16 protein-coding genes and 1 tRNA gene are annotated in these 22,510 nt (G+C 42.5%); 2 read left to right on the top strand and 15 right to left on the bottom strand.

Translation table 11 applies throughout. The annotated features are described in order from the left end of the window. Window positions 1-315 precede the first annotated feature (315 nt). The 8 genes from ACRAD_RS10075 to ACRAD_RS10110 form a co-directional block, all read right to left on the bottom strand. Window positions 316-1,104, bottom strand: a complete 789-nt coding sequence (locus tag ACRAD_RS10075) for a TorF family putative porin (RefSeq protein WP_005027141.1) — start codon at window positions 1,102-1,104, stop codon at window positions 316-318. A gap of 380 nt (window positions 1,105-1,484) precedes the next feature. Further along, complete coding sequence (locus ACRAD_RS10080) at window positions 1,485-2,972, bottom strand: amino acid permease (protein ID WP_005027143.1); 1,488 nt, start codon at window positions 2,970-2,972, stop codon at window positions 1,485-1,487. Between the two features lie 175 nt (window positions 2,973-3,147). Continuing rightward, on the bottom strand, window positions 3,148-4,122 hold the full coding sequence (astE, locus tag ACRAD_RS10085; protein ID WP_005027147.1) for a succinylglutamate desuccinylase: 975 nt from the start codon (window positions 4,120-4,122) through the stop codon (window positions 3,148-3,150). A 32-nt stretch (window positions 4,123-4,154) separates the two neighbouring features. Next, complete coding sequence (astB, locus tag ACRAD_RS10090) at window positions 4,155-5,495, bottom strand: N-succinylarginine dihydrolase (RefSeq protein ID WP_005027149.1); 1,341 nt, start codon at window positions 5,493-5,495, stop codon at window positions 4,155-4,157. 32 nt (window positions 5,496-5,527) lie between these two features. Next, window positions 5,528-6,997: a succinylglutamate-semialdehyde dehydrogenase gene (astD, locus tag ACRAD_RS10095; protein ID WP_005027151.1), complete on the bottom strand. Its 1,470-nt coding sequence runs from the start codon at window positions 6,995-6,997 to the stop codon at window positions 5,528-5,530. Then, window positions 6,997-8,040, bottom strand: coding sequence for an arginine N-succinyltransferase (gene astA / locus ACRAD_RS10100; protein WP_005027153.1), 1,044 nt, complete (start codon window positions 8,038-8,040; stop codon window positions 6,997-6,999). Before astA ends, astD begins: the two co-directional genes overlap by 1 nt. 21 nt (window positions 8,041-8,061) lie before the next feature. Beyond that, the gene (locus ACRAD_RS10105; RefSeq protein ID WP_005027156.1) at window positions 8,062-9,267 is read right to left on the bottom strand and encodes an aspartate aminotransferase family protein; all 1,206 of its coding nucleotides are present in this window, start codon (window positions 9,265-9,267) and stop codon (window positions 8,062-8,064) included. A 52-nt stretch (window positions 9,268-9,319) separates the two neighbouring features. Continuing rightward, on the bottom strand, window positions 9,320-10,594 hold the full coding sequence (locus ACRAD_RS10110) for a Glu/Leu/Phe/Val family dehydrogenase (RefSeq protein ID WP_026055441.1): 1,275 nt from the start codon (window positions 10,592-10,594) through the stop codon (window positions 9,320-9,322). Between the two features lie 229 nt (window positions 10,595-10,823). Here ACRAD_RS10110 and ACRAD_RS10115 point away from each other — a divergent pair, with 229 nt between their 5' ends. After that, entirely contained in the window at window positions 10,824-11,246 is a 423-nt protein-coding gene (locus ACRAD_RS10115; protein ID WP_005027161.1) for an Lrp/AsnC family transcriptional regulator, read from the top strand. Window positions 11,247-11,516: 270 nt separating this feature from the next. On the opposite strand, the gene ACRAD_RS10120 is transcribed toward ACRAD_RS10115, so the two are convergent. The 6 genes from ACRAD_RS10120 to lldP form a co-directional block, all read right to left on the bottom strand. Beyond that, window positions 11,517-11,606, bottom strand: a tRNA-Ser gene (locus ACRAD_RS10120). Between the two features lie 87 nt (window positions 11,607-11,693). Next, a complete protein-coding gene (locus ACRAD_RS10125; protein ID WP_005027163.1) occupies window positions 11,694-13,724 on the bottom strand; it encodes an NADPH-dependent 2,4-dienoyl-CoA reductase in 2,031 nt (676 codons plus the stop codon). A gap of 233 nt (window positions 13,725-13,957) precedes the next feature. Continuing rightward, window positions 13,958-15,649 carry a D-lactate dehydrogenase gene (gene dld / locus ACRAD_RS10130; protein WP_005027165.1) on the bottom strand — a complete coding sequence of 564 codons (1,692 nt, stop codon included), beginning with the start codon at window positions 15,647-15,649 and terminating at the stop codon, window positions 13,958-13,960. A gap of 4 nt (window positions 15,650-15,653) precedes the next feature. Further along, window positions 15,654-16,799 (bottom strand): FMN-dependent L-lactate dehydrogenase LldD, encoded by a 1,146-nt coding sequence (gene lldD / locus ACRAD_RS10135; protein WP_005027168.1) that lies wholly within the window; start codon window positions 16,797-16,799, stop codon window positions 15,654-15,656. 1 nt (window position 16,800) lies between these two features. Further along, the gene (gene lldR, locus ACRAD_RS10140) at window positions 16,801-17,544 is read right to left on the bottom strand and encodes a transcriptional regulator LldR (protein WP_005019193.1); all 744 of its coding nucleotides are present in this window, start codon (window positions 17,542-17,544) and stop codon (window positions 16,801-16,803) included. Window positions 17,545-17,565: 21 nt separating this feature from the next. Then, window positions 17,566-19,200, bottom strand: a complete 1,635-nt coding sequence (lldP, locus tag ACRAD_RS10145) for an L-lactate permease (protein ID WP_248122120.1) — start codon at window positions 19,198-19,200, stop codon at window positions 17,566-17,568. Window positions 19,201-19,816: 616 nt separating this feature from the next. Here lldP and argG point away from each other — a divergent pair. Next, entirely contained in the window at window positions 19,817-21,160 is a 1,344-nt protein-coding gene (gene argG, locus ACRAD_RS10150) for an argininosuccinate synthase (protein WP_005027172.1), read from the top strand. Between the two features lie 61 nt (window positions 21,161-21,221). Here the strand turns inward: argG and ACRAD_RS10155 are convergent, their stop codons facing one another. Next, window positions 21,222-22,481: a GGDEF domain-containing protein gene (locus ACRAD_RS10155; RefSeq protein ID WP_005027173.1), complete on the bottom strand. Its 1,260-nt coding sequence runs from the start codon at window positions 22,479-22,481 to the stop codon at window positions 21,222-21,224. Window positions 22,482-22,510 lie beyond the last annotated feature (29 nt).

The raw sequence follows: 22,510 nt of genomic DNA on the forward strand, positions 1-22,510 counted from the left end.
GCATCATCTGCAAATTGGGTAAACATTTTTCGAACCTTGATCATTGGAAAATTCCACTATCAAGTATGAAAAAGGGCACCGTAAATTTTCTATTGATAAAGCACTAAAGGGCGTAAATTTTGCGTAAATTCTAATTTCTATATAAACTTTTTAAAAAAATAAAAACAATGACATAAAACTATTTCATATTTATCAAAGTGAATATCCTGGAGAATAATCTAACTGATATAAACTGTTTTTATTAATATATTTATAGCCAGATTACTAAAAATAAAGCTCAAAAGTACGCAGTCATACTTTTGAGCTTATCGCATCTTAAAAAGCTTTGGTAAGGGTAAATACTGCGCCAGTATCTACACCGCGCTTGCCAGCATGATCTAACGCATCTTTATCCAGATTAGTACCCACTACAGCAAGTTCTGCGCTTGCATCAGGGAAAGAAGCGAAATTATAAGTCAGACCAGCTTTATAGTCGAAATAACTATTTTCACCTTGCTGATTAAAATCATAGTCATCTACAGTAGTATAGCCAATACTGGCCACCGCACCGAAATTAGTCTGGGCAAGCGGTACAGCATACCCCAGCGTAGCATTCCAGCTATTCTTGTCTTGACCTGCATAGTCATTGGTATAGCTCAGACTTGTTAATAGACTGTCATCATTTATTAATATACGTTCAAGAATAAGTCTGGCATATAACTCTGCATAATCACCCTCATTACCACTAATATAGTTATAGTAACTTGCACCTATATCTAAAGTTACAGGTACTGAACTTGATAATTTGAGAGGCGTGCTATAGCCAATTGATGGATCAAGTTCCATATGAGGGTCTGCAGTACCATAATCTACATTCGAGGCAAAAGCACTAAAATATAATCCACTTTTATGTGTCAGAGTTGCGGTTCCCTGAATAGCTGGATCAGTTTGGGTCTGGGTAATCCCGCGGAAACGGTAATCGCTGGTAAGAGTAATATTACCACTGAGTTCAAAGTCTTGGGTATTTTCAGCTGTTTCAGAAGCAGCAAAAATCTGATTTGAACATATACCAACAATTGAAAAAGCTATAACCTTTTTAAAGATTAAATTGGAGTTAAAAAGCATAATACATCACATAGATACTAAAATAAGTTATAAGATTAATTAGGCAGAGCGTAAAATTTATAGCATAAATTACTTGAAAAACATAAATTTTATATAAAAATTTTAGAAAATAATAATAGATTAAATAAAAATTAATTAATAAAGAGCAAAAAAAATAATACCTACAATTTAAATAAAAATTTAATAAAATACTATTTCTAATTAATATTCAATTAATTATATAATCATTAAAAATCAGATATAGAATAAGATGTTTTTATTTTTATAATTATTTAGATATGAGATTAAACCTACCTATTTAATATACTCTTCTTTACTTACCCAAATACTGTGTAGCAAGTAAAGAGAGCTTTTGTGTAGAGTAAAATATTACATTATTGTTATGAGCAGGGTCTATTTTTATAGAAAATGCTATAGCTCAAGTAACATGCAATCATAAATAGAATACAACAGATAAAACCGACTTGCATTGAAGGATCAGCAACCATACTGATACATGTAATGACGCAGAAGAGCCCTCCTAAAATTGGTGTGAGTGGAAATAGTGGTGCAGCGAATTTAAGATCCTTGACCGTTTTACCTGATTTAATCCACTGTCTGCGAAAGTTGAATTGGCATACACATATTGAAATCCAGACTACTACCATGGTAAAGGCAGCAACACCGAGCAGATTCTTGAAAATCGTTTCAGGAGCAAACTGTTCAGATAACAAACCAGGTATTGCCCCGAACATAGTTACAATTATGGCAACAATGGGTGTGCCAGAGCGTGTCAATTTGGCAAAGATTTTAGGCAACTGATTTTTGCTGGACAATGACCACATCATTCGAGAGGCAGCAAATAACCCTGAGTTTGCTGCAGATAATAATGCTGTAATGATGACAAAACGGATAATATCTTCTGCATAAGGTATTCCAATATAATTAAAGACCGTTACAAAGGGGCTATTACTAACACTGTTTGAATTGATACCCGCCATTTCAAATGGAAGTAATGCACAAATCACCACAATGGTGCCAACAAAGAAAATTAATAAACGCCAGATAGCTGCATTAATGGCTTTGGGAACATTCTTGGCTGGCTCTTCAGCTTCACCGGCGGCTACACCAATTAATTCTGTACCAGAAAAAGCAAAATTAACGATGAGCATGGTGGCAAAAATGGGATAAATCCCGGTTGGAAACCAGCCATGTTCTGTCAGCTTGCTAAATAACGGAGCAGATTCATGACCATGATAGGAAATCACACCAAAAATAGCGGCCAAACCTAATCCGATAAAACATAAAATAGTGAGTACCTTAACCAAGGATAACCAAAATTCAGATTCGGCAAATAAGCGTGTCGAGCTCACATTGAGTACAAAAACCAGAGCAGCAAACAGCAATGTCCATGTCCACATAGAAATGGAAGGAAACCATTCCTGCATAAGCAGTGCAGCCGCAGTAAATTCAGTGCCTAAAGTAGCCGTCCAAGTTAACCAGTATAGCCAGGTAATCATATAACCTGTACCCGGACCAATATACATTCTTGCATATTCACCAAATGAGCCCGATACAGGCATTTGTACAGCAAGCTCCCCAAGACAAAGCATCACCATATAGGCAATCGCTCCCCCAAGCAGATAAGATAAAATGGCGCCTATTGGGCCAGCTTGAGAAATGACATCACCTGAGCCTAAAAACAGTCCTGTTCCAATTGCGCCCCCCAGTGAAATCATGACTAAATGACGCTTGGTCATGGCACGCTTTAGGGGTTTATCTGTCTCTGCTGCAGAAACTTCTGTCTTACTACATGTGTCTTGCTGAACCACATATTGCTCACCCAGAACTTCTCCTGACGGAAATATTTTTTCATTGTTGTTACTCATACACGCTTGCTCCAACTGTCTTCTTATGACAACCTGTCCTTGCTGCTTAGTTCCATAAAAAATTAATATCAAAAAGATATTTTTTATCCCTGTTGTATTTTTACTGAGCTTCCATATTCAAACTCCATGTATATTCTTCTCTACCGACATCCCGTCTGTTTCTAATCGCTTTAACCTATTTAATTTCTTTCAAAATCAGGCCTGCCCTAAGCCCCGTTTTTACTTCTGGATTAGGAAATAAAATCCAGAGCGGCTGATCCTGTACCACATAGCTGCCCGCTTGCTGTGTAGCAATCACCTCACCTGGTTGAAAGGTAGAAAAATTAGGTGCATCTGCACTTAAGTTCAGTTTAAAGTCATCATTTATTTTTAGGATTGAATCTATTACCTTAAACTGACGAATATCCTGCTTCTGTCTGTTTGGTAAGGCCTGACCTGAAAGTGCAGCACGCAGCATCTGGTCCGTACTGAAAAACCCGGCCAAATCATTTTGTCCAAAGGGTTTGGCCTTACCTAATTCCAAAGTACTGCTGGCGGCCTGAAAACGTTCAGTGGTGAAATGCGTGAAAGTTTTTCCAGCTGCATTGTGGTATACCAAGGCATCCAGATCAGCAGCCTTTAAGCTTTGAATTAAAAAGTCATCATAAGGCTGCATCTGGTAAGGGAATAGGGCAAAAACTGGAAGTAAAGATTCACGAATCGCGGTATGTAAATCATAATGATAGCGTTGTGCATTTGACTGGCTTTGCTGAAAAAACTGTGTAGTAACCTGTTCCAATAACGCTGCACGTTGAGTTTCGCCATCTTGGGCCAATTGCTGGTAAGCACCGCAGAACATGCGATTCATATCATTTTCAAGATAACGAACCCCTTGTCGGATTGCAGCGGGATTGCCCAATACGAAAAGTACACGAACCGCTAAAGCCAGCTGACCGGAAAACAAATCCTGAATGATCTGTGCCAGCAATTCGATCGGTGCCGTTTCATTGCCATGAATACCAGCCGAAAGCACGATGGTTTTTCGATAAGCCGTTTTTGGCGTACATTGCAATAGCCCTTCACCCAGCCACTGCCATGTAAATCCAGCCGTTTCACCCTGTATCTGCTCAGGGGGCTGTTGCGCCAACGTCAACGCGAGTAGATCAACCATGTACTTTCATCCTTAAAAGCGTTATTGAATATTTATCTCTGGAAGTGATAAACCGAACCTAAACCCAGAATCCTGGTGAGTTCATCCAGCGCGGTGCGACTCTCAATCAATAAATCCGGATCAGCCAAATCGTCCTGGGTTAACTCGTCACGATAATATTGATCTACCCACTGATTCAGGGTTTTGAACAATGCATCATTCATAAACAGGTTTGGATTGATCGCAGCAAGTTCCGCCTCATTCACCGCCACACGTAAGCGTAAACATGCAGGACCACCGCCATTTCGCATACTTTCACGCAGATCAAACACCTTGATGTCATCAATTGGCGTACCCATTTGAATCATGTCATTTAAATAGTCCCAAACTGCTTTGTTCTGGCGAGATTCCTCCGGTACCACAATACTCATGCCGCCATCCGCACGGGTCAGAATCTGGCTATTGAACAAATAGGTCGATACCGCATCAGCAACACTGACTCGACTTTCAGGTACTTCAATCGACACAAACTCTTGCCCAATCCCTGCCATTTTCTGACGGATTTCCTGCAATGCGTCAGTTTGATTTAAGAATGCCTGCTGATGATGAAAGAGAACCTGCTGGTTACTGACAGCAATAACATCATTATGAAAAACGCCCTGATCAATTACTTCAGGATTTTGCTGGATAAAAATCGTGCGATTATTATCGAGACGGTGCAAACGGGCAATAGCCTCACTTGCTTCACGAGTTTGACGTGCAGGAAATTTCTGTGGAGCAACCCCGCCGCCAATCTGTTGCTGGCCATATACAAACACCTGTACACCAACCTGATCATAAGCACCACCGAGGCGGTTATGATTGGCTGCACCTTCATCCCCAAACAGTGCGGCTTCAGGCAATGCTTCATGGTGCGCAAAATATACATCATTGTTGAACATTGCTTGCAGAATACGTGTGGTCGTATGATGCTCAATTGAGCGATGGAACTTATTGTTCAGGTTTGCCGCAGTAAAATGCATGCGACCGTCCGCGCTATCTGCCGATGGCGACACCGTACAAGAATTCGCAGTCCACATGGAGGAAGCCGAGCTCAATGACGACAACAGTGCCGGCGCAGTGCGCATGGCTTGGGTAATCACGTCAATATCACTGCCGCTAAAACCCAGACGGCGTAGCGTTGGCACATGTGGCCGCTCTTGTGGGGCAAACACGCCTTGCTTGAGTCCCAAATCCGCCAGCGCTTTCATTTTCTTCAAGCCTTGTTTTGCGGCCAATTTCGGATTGGATGCATTATTACGGTTTTTAGTTGATGCGACATTGCCAAAAGACAGACCTGCATAATGATGTGTCGGCCCAACCAGACCATCAAAGTTGATTTCATAACCTGACATTTTTTTCTCCATGTGTCCTGATGTGGTCCGTCTTACAGCACAATGCCCGGTGACAATTTTGAGGGTAAGCTCACACTGTCACTTTCCAGGGAAGCCATCGGCCATGCACTATAATCTGCGGCATAGAACGCACTGGCACGGTGATTGCCCGATGCGCCCACCCCACCAAACGGTGCCGCACTTGATGCACCTGTTAATGGCTTATTCCAGTTCACAATCCCTGCCCGCGCTTCAATCAATACACGATCAAATAAATCACGGTCAGGTGACACCAGCCCTACGGCCAAACCAAAGCGGGTGTTATTGGCAATATTTAAGGCTTCATCGAAGCTGTTATAGCGATAGATCGTGGTGAGCGGGCCAAAGTATTCATCATCAGGAATATCGGTAACCTGGGTTACATCTAAAATGCCTGCGGTGAGCAATGAACTATCTGCTTGTGGACGCGTCATTTCCAACAATGCTTTTGCACCTAGAGCAATCAGTTTGCTTTGTGCTGCCAGCATCTGTTCCGCAGCATGTGCAGAAATCACCCCGCCCATAAAGGGTTGTGGTTCAGCATTCCAGACACCAACCACCAAGTTTTTAGCGACTTCAACAAAACGTTGAATGAAGGCATCCCCATTGGCACCCTGTTTAACGATAATACGGCGTGCACAGGTACAACGTTGTCCCGCAGAAACAAAAGCCGATTGAATGGCTAAATTCACCACCGCATCAATATCGGTTGCTTCATCAATAATCAGGGCATTATTACCGCCCATTTCCAAAGCAAGAATTTTTTCAGGTGCACCAGCCATTTGCTTATGCAATTGATAACCTGTGTTGGCGCTGCCTGTGAACAGTAAACCATCTATTTGTTCAGCTGCTGCAAGTGCTTCACCCGTGCTACGCCCACCTTGTACGATGTTCAGTACACCTTTGGATAAACCGGCCTGTTGCCATAATTTTGCAGTTTCTTCCGCAGTCCAAGGGGTGAGTTCACTTGGTTTAAACACCACGGTATTGCCGGCAATCAGTGCAGGAACAATATGACCATTTGGTAAATGACCCGGGAAGTTATACGGGCCAAATACAGCCAGCACGCCATGAGGACGATGACGTAACGACGCCACCCCATCTGGCATTTCAGTTTCGCTAAAACCAGTCCGTTGATGATAAGCGCGGATTGAAATCGCCACTTTACCGATCATTGATTGTACTTCGGTTAAGGTTTCCCATAGCGGTTTACTGGTTTCCTGACTAATCACTTCAGCCAGTTGGGTTTTATGTTGTTCCAATAAGCCGGCAAAACGCTCAATAATGGCAATTCGTTCTTCTAAGGCTAAGCGTGCCCAAGCTGGAAATGCCTGCCGAGCAGCATGACAAGCTTGCTCAACATCGGCCTGGCTGGCTTCATGCCCTGCCCAAATTTGCTCATTGCTGACAGGATTTTTTTTACTGAACGCAGGCCCTTGTCCCTGAATCCAGGTATCATTAATGAATAATGCACCTTGTGACATTAGTTATTCTCCATTTTTTCTAATGCTAAAACTCGCACTTCATCCCGTTCCTGGACATTAAGTGCTTGAGCCTGCTGTGGCGTCACCAATAAGATATCGGTAGTTAATATCTGGTTATTAATGAGTAATACGCGATAATCTGCATATTGATCATTTGCAATCAGATACTGTTTATTTGATGTTTCGACCTGCTCAGTAATTTTGATCTTCAATACACGACTTTCTTTGACTGCGCGTAAGTCAGCAATATTGGCTTCCAAAGTAGGACCTGCATCGAAAATATCAACATAACCTTGATACTTAAGTCCTTCTGACATCAATACCTTTGCAGCCGGTAAAGTATGTGGATGGACCTCTGCAATAACTTTCCGAGCTTCTGCGCCAAGTAAATCGACATAGACCGGAAATCTAGGCATTAATTCAGCAATAAATACTTTTTGTCCGGTCCCACTTAAATAATCGGCAGCAGCGAAGTCCATATCAAAAAAGTGATGGCCTAATGCATCCCAGAATGGCGAGTAACCCTTTTCATCCGAAAAACCTCGCATCTCTGCAATCAGCCGCTCTTCAAAATGTGTTCTAAACGCCGCAATAAACAGAAAACGGACTTTAGATAAAAATTTTCCATTCTGGTTTTTACGGTATTCAGGATCAAGAAATAAGGTGCAAAGCTCACTACACCCTGTATGGTCATTACTTAAAAACAGGGTATCTAAAGTTTTATAAACATTTAATGCTTTAGATGCATGGACCTGCTTCGCCACATGAAAATTATAAAAAGGTTCCTTTAGCCCTACTGCCACTTCAATAGCACTTACACCTACAATTTTCTGCAGGCTGGTGTCTTCGAGTACAAACAGATAACTTGCCTCACACTTTTCGGTCAGACCCGCTAAAGTACGCGAGGTACGTGTAATACGTTCAGCTAGAATGTCTCGATTTTGTGGTAAGGAAGTCAGACCAATCCCTGTTTCACCGGCTCTTTGCGCCAAACGATAAATATCATCTAAATCCCGATGCGCTGCATGTCTAACAATCATCATGGTTAGATGCTCACAAAAGATTTAAAGACGTGCAAGTGCACGGGCGAAACGGTTCAGACCTTCATCAATATCTTCTTGCGGAATAATTAAGGAAGGGGTAAAACGAACCACATCTGCTCCAGCAACCAAAGCCAGTAATCCTTCCTCACCGGCCAGTGTCACAATATTTTTGGCTTTACCTGCGTATTCATCTTTCAGCACGCAGCCAATTAATAAACCTTGACCACGGATTTCTTTGAACAGGCCATATTGCGCATTGATTTTATTTAAGGCATCAATGAAATATTGATGACGTTGTTTTACGCCGTCTAATACTTGTGATGTATTGATAAATTCAAATACCGCACCCGCCACTGCACAGGCCAATGGGTTGCCGCCATAGGTGGTACCGTGATCACCCACTGCATACATGTTGGCATAATGATCTGTGGTGATCATGGCACCAATCGGGAAACCACCGCCTAATGCTTTTGCTGTGGTGAGAATATCAGGCGTTACCCCTGTATTCATATAAGCATAAAGCGAACCGGTACGGCCAACGCCCGTTTGTACTTCATCAAAAATCAGTACAGCACCTTTTTCATCACATAGTGCACGTAAGCCTTTCAGGAATTCGATATCTGCTGGCAGAACACCGCCTTCGCCCTGAATCGGTTCTACAATAACAGCACATGTATTTTCAGTAATTACCGCTTTAGCTGCTTCAAGATCGTTGAATACAGTGTGCTCAATCCCACCTGGTAATGGTGCAAAATCTTGAGAATATTTTGGCTGTCCACCTGCTGTCACTGTAAATAAAGTACGGCCATGAAAAGCATTTTTAAATGCTACAATATGATTTTTTTCAGAATTACCGCTTAGCAGGCCTACCTTACGTGCCAGTTTTAATGCAGCTTCATTCGCTTCTGCCCCCGAGTTGCAGAAAAACACTTTGTCGGCAAAAGTACTTTCTACCAATTGCTTGGCGAGACGTAAAACAGGCTCGTTGGTATAACCATTGCCAATGTGCCAAAGTTTTTGTGCCTGCTCAGTCAGGGCATTTACTGCAACAGGATGTGCATGCCCCAAAGCATTCACTGCAATGCCACCGGCAAAATCAATATATTCTTTATCGTCTTGATCCCAAATACGAGAACCTTCCCCACGAACTAAAATAAAATTTGCTGGAGCAAAAACTGGAACCATCCAATCATTAAAGTTGCTACGTGTAATCGCTACGTCATTCATTTTATTTACCCACTTCCTGTTTTATATTTGGCTCTGACTTTATGAAACTGACTTATCCAGGGAAAATACCGCGTTCTTTACGTGCTTTTAAAATACGTTCACATGCGAGAATATAAGCTGCTGTACGCAAGCTACATGCTTTATTTTCTGCTGTATTCCAGACATCAGCGATGGCCTGAATCATTAATTTATCAAGACGCTCGTTAATCTCTTCCTCGCTCCAGAAGTAACTCGCCATATCCTGAACCCATTCGAAATAGCTTACCGTTACACCACCTGCATTACAGATGACATCTGGCACCACTACAATATTACGACTCACGAAAACATCATCTGCTTCGGGATAGGTCGGGCCATTAGCGCCTTCCAGAACAATTTTAGCTTTAAGCCGTTGTGCCCGTTCAACTGTAATCTGACCTTCTAGTGCCGCAGGAATAAGAATATCCATATCGACATCCCAGAAATCTTCATCTGCAATCACCTGAGCTTCAGCAAAGCCCATTACGCCTCCATGCTCTGTGACATGTTTTTGTAATGCTTTAACACTTAAACCTTCGGGATTAAAAATTGTGCCTGTATGGTCTTGAACACAAACAATTTTGGCTTGAGCATGACTAAACAGATAAGCTGCTTCATTTCCTACATTACCAAAGCCTTGCACAGCGACTTTGCTACCTGCAACAGGCAGCTGAATTTTCTTGGCTACTTCCAGCCCCGTTACAAATACGCCCCGACCGGTAGCCCGTACACGTCCGAGAGAACCGCCTAAATGTACAGGTTTGCCTGTTACGACACCTGTTACAGTGTGCCCTTTAATGCTTGAGTAGGTGTCCATCATCCAGCCCATGATGTTAGGATTCGTACCTACATCTGGAGCAGGAATATCAATTTGAGGACCAATAATTGAACTGATCTCACTGGTGAAGCGACGAGTTAAACGTTCCAGTTCACGTAGTGAAAGTTCTTTAGGATTGACTCGAATTCCCCCTTTAGCACCTCCAAATGGAAGATTCAATACCGCAGTTTTAATCGTCATCCAGGCAGATAAGGCCATAACTTCATTTAATTCAACATCCTGATGATAACGAATACCACCTTTACCTGGTCCACGTGACAGATTGTGCTGTACACGGTAACCTTCAAAATGACGAATTGTCCCATCATCCATAACAATTGGAACATCAACAATCAGAGTACGCTTTGGTCTTTTAAGAGTATTAATAAAATTACTTAAATCAGCATCTAAATAGGGCGCTACCCGGTCAATTTGAGTAAGGTAAGTTTGCCAAGCACCATTATTCTGATCCGTATACGATAAAGACATCATCTGTTCCTTAATTAATCCATTGTCCCTGTTGTCTCTAGATTCCCGGTACTTGAGAACTTATTTGTAATTCAGCACCCTTTTAAGAACGCTTAATACTTCAAGTGATCTAGCTAAAACTCTTCGGGACTTTATGTTTGCACTATTATTAATAAACAAATTGATTCAAAAAATTATTTATAAATATTAAAATGATTTAATTTTTATCAATTTGCTAATACCCAATATCAAAATGAACAATATTGACCATATTATTTTAGGTTTACTTAAAGATAATGCGAGAATGTCTATTACAGATTTAGCCCTAAAAGCGCGTGTTTCTAGAGCTACTGTTCAAAAGCGAATTGAATATATGGAGGCTTCAGGCACTATCACAGGCTACACGGTACGTTTTCGCCCAAATGCAGAGAAAAATGTGATCCGTGCATGGATGAATATTATGGTTGAAGGAACTAAGGCTCAGGCGGTCATTCGCGAATTACGTTTAGAGTCAGCAGTGCAACGTCTTCATACAACCAATGGAAAGTGGGATATATTGGTCGAATTACAGTCAGATACTCTTGAGAATTTTGATAAAGTACTGGAACGGATTCGTAATATTTCAGGTATCTATAATAGTGAAACGAGTATTTTACTCTCCACCTATAAAACCTAAATATGACTTTATTTAAAAAAGTTACGTTATTTTTACTCTTAAATCTATAAAGAAAGTTTAATAACTTTATTAGAGTGCTTAGTGTTGAAACTTTTATAAATTGCATCAGCTTTAAAAGTTAATGCTTTAGGTAAAATTTTTAAACCACATCTTTTATGCTCCAAATATGACGCAAAAAAGTATGCCTGCTTTAACTTTTTATAGAGACACGTAAAGAAACTATAGTTAAAAAAATAAGCCCTTGTAAATACAAGGGCTTATTTAGATATCTGGCGGAAGCGGTGAGATTCGAACTCACGGAGGGCGTGAACCCTCGTCGGTTTTCAAGACCGGTGCATTAAACCGCTCTGCCACGCTTCCATGCCGCTAAGAATACAAAGCCTCTTCATTTTATTCAAGAAAAATTTTAGTGCTTTATAGTCAAATGTCTATTGTTTCATCATTTAGTTAAAGCTTTGCAGCCAATTCAGCTCCTTCACGAATAGCACGCTTGGCATCAAGCTCTGCTGCCAGCTTTGCTCCTCCAATAATGTGATAGTTGGCCAGCACTTTCTTTCCACCCTGTGGCATCAAATCTTTAACGGATTCCTGTCCAGCGCATACTACAATCGTATCGACACGGAGCAGCTGGTCATGCCCATCGTGAGAAATCCATAAGCCTTCATCAGTAATTGCTTTATAATTTACACCGCACAACATACGTACCTGATGCTTTTTCAGTTGTGCACGATGCACCCAGCCTGTTGTCTTACCAAGCCCTGCACCTAAGGGCGTAGGTTTGCGCTGCAGTAAATAAATTTCCCGAACGGGTGTTTCCAATTCGGCCGAAACCATTCCACCTTCCGTATGGTAATGAGATTCTAAATCTACGCCCCACTCACGTTGCCATTCAGTTAAAGGTTGTGGCTGAGGCTGTGAGACAGGTTTGAGTAAAAATTCAGAAACATCAAAACCAATTCCTCCTGCTCCTATCACTGCAACCCTGTATCCCACTTTTGCGCCCTTAAGCACTTCTGCATAAGACAAAACCTGCGGCGCTTCACTGCCAGCAATTTTAAGCTGACGCGGTATAACACCTGTGGCAACCACAATTTCATCATATCCTTCACGCTCTAACTGCTCCCGATTAATGCGGGTATTTAAGCGAAGCTCTACGCCGGTTTTCTCAATTTGAACCTTAAAGTAGCGAATGGTTTCATGAAACTCTTCTTTGCCTGGCACAACTTTGGCTAAATTAAACTGTCCCCCGACTTCATCACTTGCTTCAAATAAAGTCACTTGGTGCCCTCGTCCCGCAGCAACTGTAGCCGCAGACATTCCGGCAACCCCAGCCCCCACTACAGCAATCCGCTTAGGTTTTTTTGTACGCACGTAGACCAGTTCTGTTTCATAAGCTGCCCGCGGATTGACCAGACAGGTTGCACGCTGCCATTTAAATGTATGGTCCAAGCAGGCCTGATTACAGGCGATACAAGTGTTAATTTCATTGACACGGTCTGTAGCAGTTTTATCTACCCAAAAAGGGTCAGCCAGAAATGGGCGTGCCATTTGTACCATATCGGCTTTTCCTTCAGCCAGAATGATTTCGGCAGTCTCCGGCATATTAATACGGTTTGAGGCAATGACCGGTATATTCACATACTGCTTCACTTCAGCGGTATAATCGACGAAAGCAGCACGCGGTACAGAGGTAACAATGGTCGGAATACGCGCTTCGTGCCAGCCAATCCCGGTATTTAGCAAAGTTACACCTGCTTTTTCTAACGCCTGGGCAATCTGGATGACTTCATCCATGGTATTACCGTTATCAACCAGATCCAGCATTGATAAACGAAAACAGATAATAAATTTCTCCCCCACTGCCTCACGGATAGCTTTTACAATTTCAAGTGAAAACCGCATCCGGTTTTCCAGTGTGCCGCCCCATCGGTCTTGACGCTGGTTGACATGCCGACTCATAAACTGGTTTAACAGATACCCTTCCGAGCCCATAATTTCAACCCCATCATAGCCCGCCTTTTTTGAAAGGCTGGCAGCATGTGCATAATCCTTAATAGTAGTCAGGATATTACGCTCACTCATTTCTCGTGGTTTAAACAGGGAAATAGGTGATTTAACCGGACTGGCAGAAACGACCAGTGGCTGATAACCGTAACGCCCAGAATGCAGAATCTGAAGCAAAATTTTAGCGCCATGTTTGTGTACAGCATGAGTGACCAACCGGTGATGGGGAATGTCGGCCAGACTGTTCATGGTGCCTCCCATTGGCGATAGCCAGCCCTCTCGATTAGGTGCTATACCTCCGGTAATAATGAGTCCAACTCCACCTTTGGCACGCTCGGCAAAATAGGCCGCAAGCTTCGGATAATGATAAAAACGGTCTTCCAGCCCGGTATGCATAGACCCCATTACTATCCGGTTTTTAATTGTAGTAAATCCCAAATCTAATGGCTTTAAAATATTTGCATAGCTGGTCATAGGATATCCTTGTAATTAGTGGGCTTTGCAATTTGTTGCATCTACTTTAACTGATTTTTTTATATTGTTTATGGCTGTTTATTTGAAGGATAAAGACTTGAACGTCAATTTTAAGCTTAGGCTATTTAAAAAATTTAAATATAAATATAGGGTGGCTTTAAGAGTATTGCGGGGAAGAATTTAACTGTGCTTTTAATAAATAGTTCTTAAAAGCACAGTTAAAAGAATTTGGTTTATGACCAATATTTTTTTCTGGAAGTATAACCAATGCCCACATTGAAACTGTTGGTTGGATCAAGCTTTTGATAGTGTTGTTTTAAAGCAGGCTTGGCTACATATAAATGTCCAACATTATGTTCGGCCGGATATTCGGCACCACGCTGATCTAGCAGTTTCCACATGGCATGCTCCATAGCCAATGGATCAACCCCTTTCTTGACGATGTAATCCTGATGAAAAACATGGCACAAGAAATGACCGTAGTAGAGTTTATGTATAATCTGCTCTTCCATTGACTCAGGCAAGGTTTCCAGCCACTCCCGGTCATTGCGTTTTAGGGCAATATCGAGCGCCACAATGTCTTCGACCTCCCGGCGATGTACATCACGATAACGTATAGCTGCTCCTGCAATGGCAAATCGGTGTAAAAAAGCTTTACGGCCTTCTTCTTCATTACACAGAAAATAGTTACCTGTAGAGTGTATTTTAAAATACTCCTGCAAGTAACTTTCTACCTGTGCTATATCCTGATCTTCGATACGAAGTAGTAAATGATGTTCATAGCGGTTACGGAACTCGGCCATACGCTGCGGTAAATGGGGTGGCAAAACGCCGGTTAACAGCTGTAAAACCTTGTCGGTTAATCCTCTGATTTTGACTTTTTCCAGCATGCCATCAATTTTGTCTTTCATGGCAAAAGCTTTAGGGACCCGCGCAGTTCCAAATTTTTCGATAAACAGAAAGGTATCCTTTCCATATTTCTCGCCAATGTCATACGCTACCCGATGAATATACTCACCTGCAATCGGCAGACGCGGCAATTGTGTCAGTAAATAGCGTCGAATTGCAGTCAGATCATCCTGACTATTGGTTCCAATATAAAACACCTGACTTGGTAATTTTTCAAAAGTATCCAGCCGCACTGCGAAAACACAGACCTTGCCGGCAGAACCTGAAGTTTCAAACAACCGGTTAGGGTCAGCATTAAAACGCGCCGGTGTATCAAGATCAACCTGACGCACGTCATGACCATAATGAGGATCAGAAGCGCGGTGCTGCGGACTGTAATCAATATCCTTTTCCTGATACTCACCATTTTGCAGACGTATCAGAATCTGTTCTGGCTGGGTACCTAAACTTACTCCCAAGTGATTAACCAGATGCAGTTGTCCCTGTTCATCAACCTGAGCATATAAGGCCAGTTCGGTGTACGCCGGCCCACGTCTTACCAGTGCACCGCCAGAGTTATTACACACTCCCCCTAATACAGAGGCACCTATACAGGAGGAACCAATCACTGAATGCGGTTCCCGGTTAAAGGGTAACAGGGCTTTTTCTAATGCATCTAAAGTTGCTCCCGGCAAGCATATAACTTGCTTTCCTGAATTGATAACCTGTATACCGGCTAACCGACGGGTACTGATCAGTACTACTGGACGGTCATAATCATGACCATAAGGTGTAGAGCCTCCAGTCAGGCCAGTATTGGCGGCCTGCATAATTACAATACAATCCGCAGCCACTGCAATCTGTAAAATACGCCATTGTTCAATCAGGCTACCGGGAGCTACTACGGCTAGAACCTGTCCTTCACCAAAACGTCGACCCTGCCGGTAAAGACGGGTTTCCTGCTCATCGGTAAGTACAAATTTTTCTCCGACCACTTGCTGAAACTGCTGTATGACTTTAGAGGCGGTGATAGACACAGTTTTACTCCATGATGCGCTTGACCAGACATTCAGAAGAAATATCCTGAATAGTTTTAGCGCCAGTTAGTGTCATGGCAACTCGCATTTCCTTGTTAATCAGCTCAAGCAGGTGATTTACACCTTCACCGCCGGCAGCACCTAATGCATAGACAAAAGCACGACCCAACAGACATAAATCAGCCCCAAGCGCAATCATACGTACTACATCAAGTCCGTTACGGACTCCCGAATCGACCATAATTTTCAGATCGCCTTTAACAGCATCTGCAATAGCCGGTAATGCACGGATAGTAGACAATACGCCATCTAGCTGACGTCCACCATGATTAGATACCACAATTCCATCAGCGCCAAAACGCACCGCATCTTTGGCATCTTCAGGGTCCAGAATACCTTTAATGACCATTGGACCATCCCAGTATTCACGGATCCATTCCAGATCTTTCCAGGAAATGGACGGGTCAAAGTTTGCCCCTAACCAGCCAATATAATCTTCTAGGCCGGTTGGTTTACCCAAGTATTTAGAAATATTGCCCAGATCATGTGGACGTCCCATCAGTCCAACATTCCATGCCCAGTGTGGATGCATAAAGGACTGCATATAGCGGCGCATGGCAGCATTAGGTCCGCTCATGCCTGAATGAACATCACGGTAACGTGCACCTGGTACCGGCATATCTACGGTGAAGACCAGAGTCGAACAGCCTGCAGCCTTGGCACGCTCCAATGCATTTTTCATAAAGCCCCGGTCACGCAATACATAAAGCTGAAACCACATCGGGCGCTGGATGGCTGGTGCAACTTCTTCAATTGGGCAGACTGATACCGTTGACAGAGTAAAAGGTATGCCATTTTTCTCTGCAGCAACCGCGGCCTGAACCTCCCCACGGCGAGCGTACATTCCGGTCAGGCCAACTGGTGCCAGAGCAACTGGCATCGACAGGGTTTCATTAAACAGCTTGGTTTCCAGACTCAGTTCGGACATATCATTTAAGACACGCTGCCGCAAAGCGATTTTGGAAAGGTCTTCTACATTTCGTTGCAGGGTATATTCCGCATATGCCCCGCCATCAATATAATGAAACAGAAATGGAGGTAAACGGCGTCGCGCTGCTTCACGATAATCATTAGAAGATGAAATAATCATTTTAAATCCTGTTTAAGCGACTGGCACGCTGATGACGGGCTTCTTCCTCATCAATCGAGCGTACCTGTTGTATAACAAATTCGATATGGCCACAAACTGCCATGCGGGCTGCCTGCGGATCTTTACGGTCAATTGCATCCATGACCTTGAAATGCTGTAAATGCAACTGGTCAAAGCGGTCTGACTCTGAATAGACTTTACGGCGACCCAGCACCACGTTGTATTGCAACAGATCAAACAGGCCACGCATGGTCTGTATCAGGACCAGGTTATGAGATGCTTCAGCAATTGCCAGATGAAACTTGGCGTCTGCTACCGAAGCCTGATCCGGATCACCAATTGACTGGAAATGGCTGATCTGGTCATAAAAGTGATGAATCTTGACACGGTCCTCAGCAGTAGAGCGTAAAGCTGCATACCAGGCTGTTCCCCCTTCCAGTACCAACCGTGCTTCCTGCACATCGAAGCGGTAAAGTGGATCCTGGTCAATCAGGCCGCTTAGAGGCTGAACAATTTTATGCTGTGACCAGGTAACAGGCAGTTGGCAAATATAAGTACCATCTCCTAACCGGCTCTGCACTATACCTTGAGTATTTAACTGCTGTAGGGCCTCCCGTAATGAGGAGCGCGATACACCAAGCTGTTCACATAGCTTACGCTCAGAAGCGAGGCGATCTCCGACTTTCATTCCTTGCTGTTCAATCAGCTGATACAAACTTTGTATAACTTTATCGGAGACCTTCACCCTGCACTTCCTCTTTCTATCCTATGGAATCATCCATGGGAACACATATGCCTGTAGAGTGATAATGATACCAATCATTACGGTAAAGGTTATACTGTGTTTAACCGTAAAGCGGAACAGATCGGACTCTTTACCTACCAGTCCTGCTGCTGCACAGGCAATGGCAATCGACTGCGGAGAAATCATCTTGCCGGTGACTCCACCGCTGGTATTGGCAGCTACCAGTAAAACTTCTGGCACACCAATCTGCTGGGCAGTAGTTGCCTGTAATGCTGCAAACAGTGCATTGGCAGAAGTATCTGAACCTGTGAGGAACACGCCCAACCAGCCCAAGAATGGCGAGAAGAAGGTAAAAGCATTACCAGTATGCGCCAAGGCTAATGCCAATGTTGCTGACATTCCTGAGTAATTCGCAATGAATGCAAAGGCCAGAACCATGCCTATCGAGTAAATCGGGGTCTTTAGTTCATTTACTGTCTCGCCAAAAGTCACCAGTGCTTCACGTGGCTTCATTTTCAGATAAACAATCGTAATAAGCGCCGCAATAATAATTGCTGTACCGGTTGCTGAGAGCCAGTCAAATTTGAAGATAGCATCATAGTCCTTAACTTCGGGTACCACTGGAGGCACTTTCTGAACCAGCTGATGCAAATAAGGAACCTTGATCGAAATCACCCAATCCTGCATTGGACCATCTTTAGCAAATAGATCTTTAAAAGGCTTGATACTCCATAGAGTTACCATCGCTGTCAAAATCACAAATGGTGACCAGGCTTTGGCAATCTGGCCTATACTGAATTTCTGCTTCTGTGAAGCCAGCAGCTCGGCATCGACCTGACTGTCATTTTCATCTTTAAAACGAAAGATATGCTTAGGCTTCCAGTATTTTAATAAGATTGTCAGGCTCACCAGTGACGCAATGGCCGCAGTAATATCTGGTAATTCAGGCCCTACAAAGTTTGAGGTCAAATACTGTGCCAGTGAAAATGCACCGCCTGCTACAATTACAGCCGGCCAGGTCTCTTTAATTCCGCGCCAGCCATCCATAATGGCCATAATCCAGAACAGTACGATTGGCACCATAAACGGTAACTGGCGGCCTACCATCTGGCTGATTTCCATGGTATCTACACCAGACACCTGCCCCGCTACGATAATTGGAATACCCATTGCGCCAAAGGCAACGGGTGCGGTATTCACAATCAGGCACAGACCGGCAGCATACAATGGCTTAAAGCCCAAACCGACCAGTAATGCCGCAGTAATCGCAACCGGTGCACCAAAACCTGCTGCTCCCTCAAGAAAGGTACCAAAAGCAAATCCGACCAACAGCATTTGCAAACGCTGGTCTTCAGTAATAGATAAAATTGAAGAACGGATTACATCGAACTGGCCTGTTTTAACAGAAACTTTATACAGGAATACTGCACCAATGATGATCCAGGATATTGGCCATAAACCATAGAAGAAACCATAAATTACCGAGGCAAATGCCATATCGGTCGGCATGCCATAAGCAAAAAGTGAAACCAGCAAAGCCAGTACCACCGTAATTGTTCCCGCTACACTTCCTTTTAAACGGAAAACTGCCAATGCCAGAAAAAAGAAAATAATTGGAATCAGGGCGACCAAGCTGGAAATCCATAAATTCCCCATCGGATCATAAATCTGTTGCCATTGTGAAAGCACATTCTTCTCCTTGATATGCTCACGAGATATTAACTAGTCTAACCCTACAATAATTGGTCAGACCAATATTTACTTTAAAGAACAATAAATCTTTTAATTACTTTAATTATCCTAAATTTTGCTTATTTAAAGATCAATATAAAATTTTATCTATAAAATTGGTCATACCAATTTAAATTAGAAAATGTTTAATTTCTGGCAAAGTCAATTTAAAATAAAAATTCTCTATTTTTTCTTAATATATTGTTTAATAAATAGAATATTTAAATTCAAAGTATTAAAAACTGTACTTTTAATGCTCTTGTAAAACTTTAGTCTTATAGATTTTTTAAAACTTAAAATATGATGAAATAGAGTCAAGAAAAGCCCGTATTATTTTCTGCTCTAAATAAAACCTCCTTATTAATTTCTATGAACTGAGTTAACTCATAAAAGCGTAATTATAAATTTAGCGCCCCTATAATTTTTAAAGTTTGTCTTTTTTTTAAGAAAACATGTTCGTTTAAAAGTGTTACAATAAAATGTTTATAGATTTTTCAATGGCAGCCAATTCGTGGTGCCTGTTTTATAGTTAGGACTAGCAATGACTGATAATGCAACCATTTTGCAGCATGTACCAGTAGGCAAAAAAGTCGGAATTGCCTTCTCTGGTGGCCTGGATACTTCTGCTGCTTTATTGTGGATGAAACAAAAAGGTGCAGAGCCTTATGCGTATACTGCAAATCTTGGTCAGCCTGATGAAGATGACTATGATGCCATTCCAAAGAAAGCTGAAAATTATGGTGCGGTAAAAGCTCGCTTGATCGACTGCCGCCTGCAACTTGCACTTGAAGGTATTGCTGCAATTCAATGTGGCGCATTCCATATCAGTACAGGCGGTATGCCTTATTTTAATACCACTCCATTAGGTCGTGCAGTCACCGGTACTATGCTGGTAACGGCCATGAAAGAAGATGATGTCAACATCTGGGGTGATGGCTCAACTTATAAAGGCAACGATATTGAGCGTTTTTATCGTTATGGTCTGCTTACCAATCCTAACCTGAAAATTTATAAACCTTGGCTAGACCAGACCTTTATTGATGAACTTGGTGGCCGTGCTGAAATGTCACAGTTCCTCATCGATAACGGTTTTGACTACAAAATGTCAAAAGAAAAGGCCTACTCGACCGACTCAAATATGCTGGGTGCAACTCATGAAGCCAAAGATCTTGAATACCTGAATGCCGGCATCAAGATTGTCGAGCCAATTATGGGGGTAGCGTTCTGGAAAGATGAAGTCGAAGTTAAAGCTGAAGAAGTTTCCGTGACTTTTGAAGAAGGTATGCCAGTTGCATTAAATGGCCAACGTTTTGATAATCCGGTGGAACTTATTCTTGAAGCGAACCGTATTGGTGGACGTCATGGTCTGGGAATGTCCGACCAGATTGAAAACCGTATTATTGAAGCCAAGTCTCGTGGTATTTATGAAGCACCTGGCATGGCGTTGCTGCATATCACTTATGAACGTCTGGTAACGGGTATTCATAATGAAGATACCATTGAACAATACCGTATCAATGGTCTGCGTTTAGGTCGTCTTCTTTATCAAGGCCGCTGGTTTGACTCTCAGGCACTGATGTTGCGTGAAACTGCCCAACGTTGGGTTGCTAAAGCAATTACGGGTACAGTCACGTTAGAGCTGCGTCGTGGTAATGACTACACCATCATGAACACTGAATCTCCGAACCTGACCTATGAAGCTGAACGCTTGACTATGGAAAAAGGTGATTCAATGTTTACACCAATGGACCGTATTGGACAGCTGACTATGCGTAATCTGGATATTACAGATACACGCGCCAAACTGGGTCTTTATACTGACTCTGGCCTGCTATCATTGGGCCAGGGTTCAGCTTTACCCCAGCTTAAAAATAACAAGAAGTAATTTTTAATCTGTTTAAAAGCCGCCTGATTCTGGCGGCTTTTATTTTTACAAGAATTAATGGTTATGCAACTTTTGTTGAACCGACTGACTGATAGAAAATCTGGTTACGGCCCAACTGTTTGGCTCGATAGAGTGCCTGATCAGCAGACTCAAGCAAAGCCTCCTGTGTTACAGCCGCTTCTCCCCTATAAATTGTAATACCCAGGCTTACAGTGATATAGCTGGCAATACATGAACGTTCATGAGGAATAGCAAGCCGCTCAATTTCCCTATAAATATTGGACGCAACCGCATAAGCACCATGCGCCTCGGTTTCAGGAAGAAGCACTACAAACTCCTCTCCACCATAACGCGCCACAAAATCCCTGTGCCGAATCGAATTTTTAATTGCTCTGGCAATACTATAAATCACTTTATCGCCCATCTGGTGACCATAAAAATCATTATAATTTTTAAAAAAATCCACATCGATAAACAGTAGAGATAAGGGCGTTCCTTCTTTACGTGACTGCCTATAAAAACTGTCCAGAGTCTCATCAAAATTACGGCGGTTAGAGATCTGGGTTAACTCGTCATGCTGGCTTAAATGTAAAAGTTCAGAAGCATGAATATACTGAATTTTTTCATTAAGCTGTGCAAGCTTGGTATTTAAAAACAGTATACGTTCCCGCTTGATCAGCATGGTACTTAAAGTAAAACCAAACAGACAGCTTCCCAACAGTACCCGGCTTAAAATGATCACTTCAAAAGAAATATGAAATACGAACAGTAAGTAAATAGATATAACCGCGGCCAGTGTCCCGACCAAAAGCATGTGGAGTGGCCGTACCCCACTGATCATAAACCCCAGCATATATATAAAACACAACACAATCGCTGACTGATACTTAAGTGCAGGGGTAGCAAAACTCATACTCAGCAGACAGCTTGAAATAATAGTCCAGAGCATTAAACCTAATGCAGCCTGATAAAAGTAAGGCTGAAGCAGTTTACTTCTAGCAAAGCCGTAAAGGGTCAACAGGCTTACTGCGCCATTAAGCATGGCAACAATACACAGCAGGAAATCTGCAGAGAAAAAACGCTGACCAGAGAGCCAGTAATCACCTGGCAACACTAAAGCCGTAAACAAAAGGTAAGCCCACACACCTGCAGCAAAAGATTGTGAGATATTGATCCGGGCCCGTTCAGTATTCTGCTGCCAGAACTCTTGTTCAAGTGCCTGTGGCAACGAACTACTGGTACGATGAGAATGCAGGGCGACCAGAGTTTCAATTTTTTCTTTTTGTTGCTGCAACGTTGTAAGGTAATATTTATATTCCATAACATCGTGCATAGTTTTTATAGTTCTAT

This window comes from Acinetobacter radioresistens DSM 6976 = NBRC 102413 = CIP 103788 (genome assembly GCF_006757745.1).
Lineage (GTDB): Bacteria > Pseudomonadota > Gammaproteobacteria > Pseudomonadales > Moraxellaceae > Acinetobacter > Acinetobacter radioresistens.

Coding starts and splice junctions, on each gene's coding strand:
- ACRAD_RS10115 (WP_005027161.1), top strand. CDS start 10,824: ATGAACAATATTGACCATATTATTTTAGGTTTACTTAAAGATAATGCG.
- astA (WP_005027153.1), bottom strand. CDS start 8,040: ATGATGATTGTTAGACATGCAGCGCATCGGGATTTAGATGATATTTAT.
- ACRAD_RS10105 (WP_005027156.1), bottom strand. CDS start 9,267: ATGAATGACGTAGCGATTACACGTAGCAACTTTAATGATTGGATGGTT.
- ACRAD_RS10075 (WP_005027141.1), bottom strand. CDS start 1,104: ATGCTTTTTAACTCCAATTTAATCTTTAAAAAGGTTATAGCTTTTTCA.
- astE (WP_005027147.1), bottom strand. CDS start 4,122: ATGGTTGATCTACTCGCGTTGACGTTGGCGCAACAGCCCCCTGAGCAG.
- lldD (WP_005027168.1), bottom strand. CDS start 16,799: ATGATTATTTCATCTTCTAATGATTATCGTGAAGCAGCGCGACGCCGT.
- astB (WP_005027149.1), bottom strand. CDS start 5,495: ATGTCAGGTTATGAAATCAACTTTGATGGTCTGGTTGGGCCGACACAT.
- ACRAD_RS10080 (WP_005027143.1), bottom strand. CDS start 2,972: ATGAGTAACAACAATGAAAAAATATTTCCGTCAGGAGAAGTTCTGGGT.
- ACRAD_RS10155 (WP_005027173.1), bottom strand. CDS start 22,481: ATGGAATATAAATATTACCTTACAACGTTGCAGCAACAAAAAGAAAAA.
- ACRAD_RS10125 (WP_005027163.1), bottom strand. CDS start 13,724: ATGACCAGCTATGCAAATATTTTAAAGCCATTAGATTTGGGATTTACT.
- ACRAD_RS10110 (WP_026055441.1), bottom strand. CDS start 10,594: ATGATGTCTTTATCGTATACGGATCAGAATAATGGTGCTTGGCAAACT.
- argG (WP_005027172.1), top strand. CDS start 19,817: ATGACTGATAATGCAACCATTTTGCAGCATGTACCAGTAGGCAAAAAA.
- astD (WP_005027151.1), bottom strand. CDS start 6,997: ATGTCACAAGGTGCATTATTCATTAATGATACCTGGATTCAGGGACAA.
- lldP (WP_248122120.1), bottom strand. CDS start 19,200: ATGGGGAATTTATGGATTTCCAGCTTGGTCGCCCTGATTCCAATTATT.